This is a genomic window from Paractinoplanes durhamensis (assembly GCF_016862175.1).
Classification (GTDB): domain Bacteria; phylum Actinomycetota; class Actinomycetes; order Mycobacteriales; family Micromonosporaceae; genus Actinoplanes; species Actinoplanes durhamensis.
Genome location: NZ_BOML01000047.1, coordinates 24,827 through 31,253, shown reverse-complemented (window position 1 = coordinate 31,253; position 6,427 = coordinate 24,827). Strand labels below are relative to the sequence as shown.

Genomic DNA, 6,427 nt, shown 5'->3' with positions numbered 1-6,427 from the left:
TCCGACCCGGAGACGGGCTGGCCCGGGTAGTGCTGTTCGGCGGCCGGCGCGGACACGGGCCGGCCGGGGTAGCCGTGTTCGGCGGCCTCGGGCGCGGCTGGGCGGTAGGTCTGTTCGGCGGGCGGCGGCGAACCGGGCCGGGTCGGGTAGCCGTGTTCCGCGGCCGGTGCGGACACCGGGCGGCCCGGGTAGCTCTGCTCGGCCCCGGGCTGGCCCGGGTAGGCGCGTCCGGTCGCGGGGGCGGACACCGGCCGGTTCGGGTAGGTGCCGGTGGCCTCGGACGGCGATCCGGGACCGTGGGGGTAGCCCTGTTCGGCAGCGGGTGCGCGGGTCGGTCGCGGGTAGGCGCCGACATCGCCCGGGCCGGGGTGGGCCGGCCCGGAGACCGGGCGGGCCTGGCCGGGCACGGCCGGGTAGGCCGGCGTCGGCGCGGACGACTGCTGCGGGGTGACCCTGGTCGGCTGCGGCGCCGGCCGGGCCGGCGTGGGCGTGCCGATCTCCGGCGCCGGCCGCAGGTCGAACGGCGCGTCCGAGCGCCGCCCGACCGGACGCTGGGCATCCGGGTAGGCGGGGAAGGCATCGGCGGGCGCGGGCCGGGCGTTGCCGTACACACTGGCACCCGGCGACACGGGCCGCGGCCCGCCGCCGGAACCGGCGGCCGGTCCGGGCCCGCCCGGACGATAGCCCTGCTCGGGCGTCTCGTCGGGCCGGCGGCCGTAGTAGGGACGCGCCGCACCATAGGCACCGGCACCCTGCTGCGGAGGCTGTGGCGGCTGAGCCCGCCCACCGGCCGGCGAACCCGGGTGCGGCTGCCGAGGGTCCCGGTGCTGCTGACCGTCACGCTGCTGACCGGAATCGCGACGAGGATCGCGCTGCTGCGCATCGCGGTGCGGCTCGCGCTGAGGATCACGCTGCTGGGAATCACGCTGCTGGGGATCGCGCTGCTGGTCGCGGCGCGGAGGCTGCGGCTCGCCGCGGAACTGGCCCTCCGGCGCGCTGCCCTGCCGTCCGTAGACCGGAGCCGACCCGCGCCGCTGGTCCGGCGCGGCGGGCCGGGCCGGCGACTGCTGCTGCGGCGGCCGCCGGTCGTCGCCGATCCGGTCGGGCATGTTCATCGGCCGGTTCCAGGACGGCTCGTCGCGCTGCTGCGCCGGCGGCACCGCGCCACCGCTGCGCGCCGGCGGCCGCTGCTCGTAGGCGCGGTCGTCGCGCTGCACCGGGGTGTGGTTGTACCGCTGCGGCGCCTGATCGGATCGTGGCTGCTCGGAGGCTTCGTAAACCGGCGTGTGGACGGCCTTGCGACGGCCGGGATCGCCCGGGTAGCGCTGACCGGGCAGCGGCTCCCATTCCCAGGTGATCTCGTAGACCCAGGCAGGCTCGTCGCCCCACCGGTCGTCGCCGAGTTGCGAGCTCCAGCCGTTCATCGGGCACCCATCGGCAGGCCCGGCGATTGGCAACGCTCCGTCACGGCTCAGTCCACTTCTCGATCGGAAAATGCACGGTGGCCGTCCGGAGACCCGGGTAGAGTCTCCCGGCTCCACTGCGGGGTTTGAAAGGAGATTAACGGTGTGGACAGGATTGGCGCCAGCGTGCTGACGATCTCTCCTAGCCGTCCGTTTCGCGTTTCGGCAACTACGTTCGGTGCACTTGTGTGGTCGGGTTTCCGGCGCTACGCGACCTATCGGCAGGCCACCATCGCCGGATCGTTCACCAACATAGTCTTCGGCTTCCTCCGCTGCTACGTACTGTTGGCCGTAGCGGCCGGCGCGGTCGGTAACCGCCCGGGCGGGTACGACGTGGAACAACTCGCCACATACGTCTGGGTGGGTCAGGGCTTACTGTCCGTTATCGGTATCTGGGGCTGGACCGAGCTGGCCGACCGGATCCGCACCGGCGACATCGCATCCGATCTGTTACGTCCGGTTCCTCCGGTTGTGTCGTATCTCGCAACCGACCTCGGCCGGGCCACCCACGGCATGCTCACCCGCTTCATCCCGCCGCTGATCATCGGCGCCCTCTTCTTTCCGTTCAGCACCCCGGATCGCTGGCAGACCGTCCCGCTGTTCGTCCTGTCCGTGGTCCTGGCCGTGATCGGCAGCTTCGGCTGCCGCTACCTGGTCAACGCGACCGCCTACTGGCTGCACGACGCCCGCGGCCCGCAGATGCTCTGGACCCTCGGCTCGGGCGTGCTGGCCGGCCTCTACTTCCCGCTGCGCCTGCTGCCGGAGTGGCTGACCGTCACGCTGTGGGTGGCCACCCCGCTGCCCGGCCTGCTGCAGACCCCGCTCGACGTGCTGGTCGAGCGGGACTCGCCGGCCGTGCAGGCGGGCCTGGTGGCGCTGCAGGCCTTCTGGGCGGTGGCGATGCTCGCGCTGGCCGCCCTGGTGCAGCGCCGGGCCGAGCGCAAGCTGGTGGTGCAGGGTGGGTGACCTGCGGATCTACGCCGCGCTGGCGGGCGGCAAGTGGCGGTCGATGCTGTCCTACCGGGCGTCGTTCGCGGCCGAGATGCTGAGCAACCTCGGCGCCACCGTCCTCGACGTGACAACGGTGTTCGTGCTGTTCCGGGCGACCGCCACGGTGGGCGGTTTCACCCTCGCCGAGGCGATCCTGATGACCGGCCTGACCGCGCTCGGCTTCGTGCTGGCCGACATGACGGTCGGCAACATCGACGACCTGAAGCGATACGTACGCACCGGGCTGCTCGACACCATGCTGATCCGGCCGCTGCCGGTGCTGCCGCAGCTGGTCTTCACCGATCTGCCGCTGCGCAAGCTGCTGCGGGTGGCGTTCGGCGCGGCCGTCTACACCCTGGCGCTGGCCGCCAACCACATCCACTGGACGCCGGCCCGGGTCCTGCTCGCGGTGCTCACCCCGCTCGGCGCCGCGCTGTTCTTCGGCGCGATCTTCGTGCTGACCGCCAGCTTCGCGTTCTGGTGGGTCGAGTCGGGGGAGATCGGCAACGGCTTCACCTACGGCGGGCGCGACTTCACCTCGTACCCCATCACGGTCTACAGCAATTGGTTCCGCGACCTGTTCGCGTACGCACTCGGCTTCGGTTTCGTCGCCTATCAGCCGGCGCTGGCGCTGCTCGGCCGGACCGATCCGCTGGGTCTGCCGGCCTGGGCCGGCTTTGTCTCCCCGCTGGTGGCGCTCCCGGCGGTGGCGATCGCCACGCTGGTGTGGCGCACCGGCATCCGCCGCTACCGGAGTACGGGCTCATGATCAAAATGCAGGAATTGCGAAAAGATTTCACCGTACGGGTCAAAGCGGGCCGGCTCCGTCGGGAGAAACGCACGGTCGCCGCCGTGGACGGGGTGAGCCTGACCGTCGAGCCGGGGGAGATGGTCGGCTACATCGGGCCGAACGGCGCCGGGAAGTCGACCACGCTGAAGATGCTGACCGGCGTGCTCGCGCCGACCTCGGGCGAGGTGTCGGTGTTCGGGCTGACCCCGGTGCCGCAGCGCACCCGGCTCGCGCTGCGCATCGGCGTGGTCTTCGGGCAGCGCTCGCAGCTGTGGTGGGACCTGCCGCTGCACGAGTCGTTCCGGCTGCTCCGGCACATCTACCGGGTGCCGCCGGCCGAGCACGAGGCCCGGCTGCGCCGCTGCCGCGAGCTGCTCGACCTGGACGGCTTCCTGGACACCCCGGTCCGGCAGCTGTCGCTCGGCCAGCGGATGCGCGGCGAGATCACCGCGGCGCTGCTGCACGGGCCGAAGGTGCTGTTCCTGGACGAGCCGACGATCGGCCTCGACGTGGTGAGCAAGCAGGCGGTGCGGTCGTTCCTGGCCGAGCTGGGCGCGTCCGGCGACATGACGCTGGTGCTGACCACGCACGACCTGGCCGACATCGAGCGGCTGTGCGACCGGCTGGTGGTGATCGATCACGGGCGGGTCGTGCACGACGGCACGATCGAGGCACTGCACGCCCGCTACGGCTCCCGGCGCAGTCTGGTGGTCGATCTCGACGAGCCGCTGCCGCCGGGTTTCGCGCTGCCCGGCGCGTCGATGGGTGCGGTCGAGGCGGACGGGCACCGGGTGACGTTCGCCCTGGACGGCTCGTCGGCCGGCGCGGCGGTGGCCGGCCTGGTCGCGGTGGCGTCGGTCCGCGACCTGTCGGTGGTCGAGCCGGACATCGAGGACGTGGTGGCCCGCCTCTACCAAGCGGGCTAAACGTGCTCCATGACGAGGACCGCCCAGGACGGCTCCAAGGCCTCGTAGCGGTGCGGGACGTCGCCGGGGAAGGTGATGTAGTCGCCCGGGCCCAGCTCGACCTCGTCGCCGGCCGGGCCGGTGACGATCCGGCCGGCCGCGACCACCAGGTGCTCGACGCTGCCGGGGATGTGCGCCTCGGCCTCGCGCGGCGCGCTCGGCTCGAGTTCGAGCACGTAGAGGTCGCGGCGCGCGTGCGCCGAGCCGGCGGCGAGCAGCGTCGCCGCGTACACCGACTGGTCGGCGAGCAGCCGCGGCCCCTCGCCGGCCCGGATCACCCGGACCGGGGTCCTCGGTGGCTCGACCAGCTTGCTGAACGGCACGTCGAGGGCGACGCCGAGGGCCCAGAGGGTCTCGATGCTGGGGTTGCCGGAGCCGGCCTCCAGCTGGGAGAGGGTCGATTTGGCCAGGCCGGCCCGGCGGGCCAGCTCGGCCAGGGAGATGCCGACCCGCTCGCGTTCGCGGCGCAGGGCGGCGGCGATCGTGGCTAGCGGGGGTGCCGGCTGCTGCATGTTCGCTCCACCGATCGTGTCGTTCGATTTGACGAACGCTCGCGTTTCGTTCAGTATTTCAGACCATGCGTACGGTACAGCGAACGGATGCGGATCGCGTACTCCTGCGTGACGCCGCCACCATCGCCGCCGCGATGATCGCGGTGGGCGCGTCGTTCGGCGCCATCGCCATCGCGTACGGCCTGCCGGCCTGGGTGCCGTTCATGATGTCCACCGTCGTCTTCGCCGGTGGCTCGCAGTTCCTGGCGGTCGGCCTGCTCGCGGCCGGCAACCCGCTCGCCGCGGTGGTGGCCGGCCTGCTGCTCAACGCCCGGCACCTGCCGTTCGGCCTGGCCGTCTCCGAGGCGGTCGGCCCGCGGTGGCGCGACCGGATCATCGGCAGCCATTTCCTGACCGACGAGGTGGCCGCGTTCACCCTGGCCGAGCCGGATCAGGCCCGTCGCCGCAAGGTCTACTGGATCATCGGGCTGACCCTGTTCACGTCGTGGAACATCGGCACCGCGCTCGGCGTGCTGCTGGGCGGCGCCACCGGCGACCCGGACGCGCTGGGCCTGGACGCGGCGTTCCCGGCCGCGCTGCTGGCCCTGATCATGCCCTCGCTGAAGGACCGCGCCACCCGCACGGTCGCGCTCACCGGCGCCGCCGTCGCGGTGCTGCTGACCCCGGTGCTCCCGGCCGGCCTGCCGGTGATGTGCGCACTGGCCGGCCTGTTGACGCTGGTCCGGCCGCGCCGCCGCAACCGGACGGAGGCGGCATGCTGATCGCCGCGATCATCGCCCTGGGCGTCGGGACCTACAGCATGCGGCTCGGTGGAGTGCTGCTGCGCGGGCGGCTCAAGCTTTCCGCGACGGTGCAGCGGCTGCTGCTGATGGCCGCGGCCGCGCTGCTCGCCGCGCTCGCGGGCACCGCCGCGCTGATGGCCGGGACGGACTTCGCCGGCGTCGCGCGGCCGGCCGGCGTACTCGTCGGCGGGGTGCTCGCCTGGCGGAAGGCGCCGTTCGTGGTGGTGGTGCTGGCCGCCGCCGGAACGGCGGCCCTTCTCCGGCTGGCCGGGGTCTCCTAGACCTTCTGGCCGAGGTCGACCTGCGGCTTCGGGACGCGCATCCGGCGGAACGTCAGGCCGCGCATCACGCCGTAGAACTGCAGCGCGCCGATCCGCTGGTCGGACTTCGGGAAACGCTCCTTGACCAGCTTCTTCACCGTGCGGGCGATCAGCACGCTGTCCACGATCACGGCCAGCGCGAGCAGCGCCCACAGCAGGTTGCTGGCCAGTTGGATCTGCTTGTTCTGCACGGTGGAGCCGATCAGCACGATCAGCGCGCCGCCGAAGAACCAGGTGCCGACGGTGCGCCGGGCGTCGATGTAGTTGCGGATCAGCGCCCGCTCCGGGCCGCGGTCGCGGGCGAGCAGGAAGCGCTCGTCGCCGGCGCGCATGCCCTCGGCGGCCTCGGCGCGCTCCACGCGCTGCCGTTCGCGCATCTGTTTCATCGCCTCGCGGCGGTTCGCGGGGGCCTCCGCGGTGACCCGCCGGGCGTTGCTCTGCCGCTTCGGTGTGACCTGGCCGAGCTCCTTCTTGCTCGGCGTGTAGCTCTTCGGCCGGGCAGGGGAGTTGGTCACCTCCTCCGCAGGATCGGGGGTGGCGACGTCGGCTGACTTGCGGCGAAAAAGCGAGGACACGCTAGGAGAGTAGCCAAGCGGCGCGGTGTC

General features: G+C 72.5%; 7 protein-coding genes and 1 pseudogene. 5 read left to right on the top strand and 3 right to left on the bottom strand.

Annotated elements, in window-relative coordinates:
* Window positions 1-1,424 (bottom strand): annotated as a pseudogene (locus tag Adu01nite_RS29110) (hypothetical protein); the annotation flags it as partial.
* A gap of 153 nt (window positions 1,425-1,577) precedes the next feature.
* Between Adu01nite_RS29110 and Adu01nite_RS29105 the strand changes: the two are divergent.
* Genes Adu01nite_RS29105 through Adu01nite_RS29095 form a run of 3 tightly spaced genes read left to right on the top strand, consistent with a single transcriptional unit; the run spans window position 1,578 to window position 4,169 of the window.
* Window positions 1,578-2,429 carry an ABC transporter permease gene (locus Adu01nite_RS29105; protein ID WP_379138105.1) on the top strand — a complete coding sequence of 284 codons (852 nt, stop codon included), beginning with the start codon at window positions 1,578-1,580 and terminating at the stop codon, window positions 2,427-2,429.
* Window positions 2,422-3,222: an ABC transporter permease gene (locus tag Adu01nite_RS29100; RefSeq protein ID WP_203731327.1), complete on the top strand. Its 801-nt coding sequence runs from the start codon at window positions 2,422-2,424 to the stop codon at window positions 3,220-3,222. Before Adu01nite_RS29105 ends, Adu01nite_RS29100 begins: the two co-directional genes overlap by 8 nt.
* On the top strand, window positions 3,219-4,169 hold the full coding sequence (locus Adu01nite_RS29095; RefSeq protein WP_203731326.1) for an ABC transporter ATP-binding protein: 951 nt from the start codon (window positions 3,219-3,221) through the stop codon (window positions 4,167-4,169). The genes Adu01nite_RS29100 and Adu01nite_RS29095 overlap by 4 nt, the downstream gene beginning before the upstream one ends.
* Here the strand turns inward: Adu01nite_RS29095 and Adu01nite_RS29090 are convergent.
* A complete protein-coding gene (locus tag Adu01nite_RS29090; protein WP_203731325.1) occupies window positions 4,166-4,720 on the bottom strand; it encodes a helix-turn-helix domain-containing protein in 555 nt (184 codons plus the stop codon). The genes Adu01nite_RS29095 and Adu01nite_RS29090 overlap by 4 nt on opposite strands.
* A 65-nt stretch (window positions 4,721-4,785) precedes the next feature.
* Between Adu01nite_RS29090 and Adu01nite_RS29085 the strand changes: the two genes are divergently transcribed.
* Entirely contained in the window at window positions 4,786-5,481 is a 696-nt protein-coding gene (locus Adu01nite_RS29085; protein ID WP_203731323.1) for an AzlC family ABC transporter permease, read from the top strand.
* Entirely contained in the window at window positions 5,475-5,783 is a 309-nt protein-coding gene (locus tag Adu01nite_RS29080) for an AzlD domain-containing protein (protein WP_203731321.1), read from the top strand. The genes Adu01nite_RS29085 and Adu01nite_RS29080 overlap by 7 nt, the downstream gene beginning before the upstream one ends.
* Here the strand turns inward: Adu01nite_RS29080 and Adu01nite_RS29075 are convergent.
* Complete coding sequence (locus Adu01nite_RS29075; protein ID WP_203731319.1) at window positions 5,780-6,397, bottom strand: DUF3043 domain-containing protein; 618 nt, start codon at window positions 6,395-6,397, stop codon at window positions 5,780-5,782. The genes Adu01nite_RS29080 and Adu01nite_RS29075 overlap by 4 nt on opposite strands.
* Window positions 6,398-6,427 lie beyond the last annotated feature (30 nt).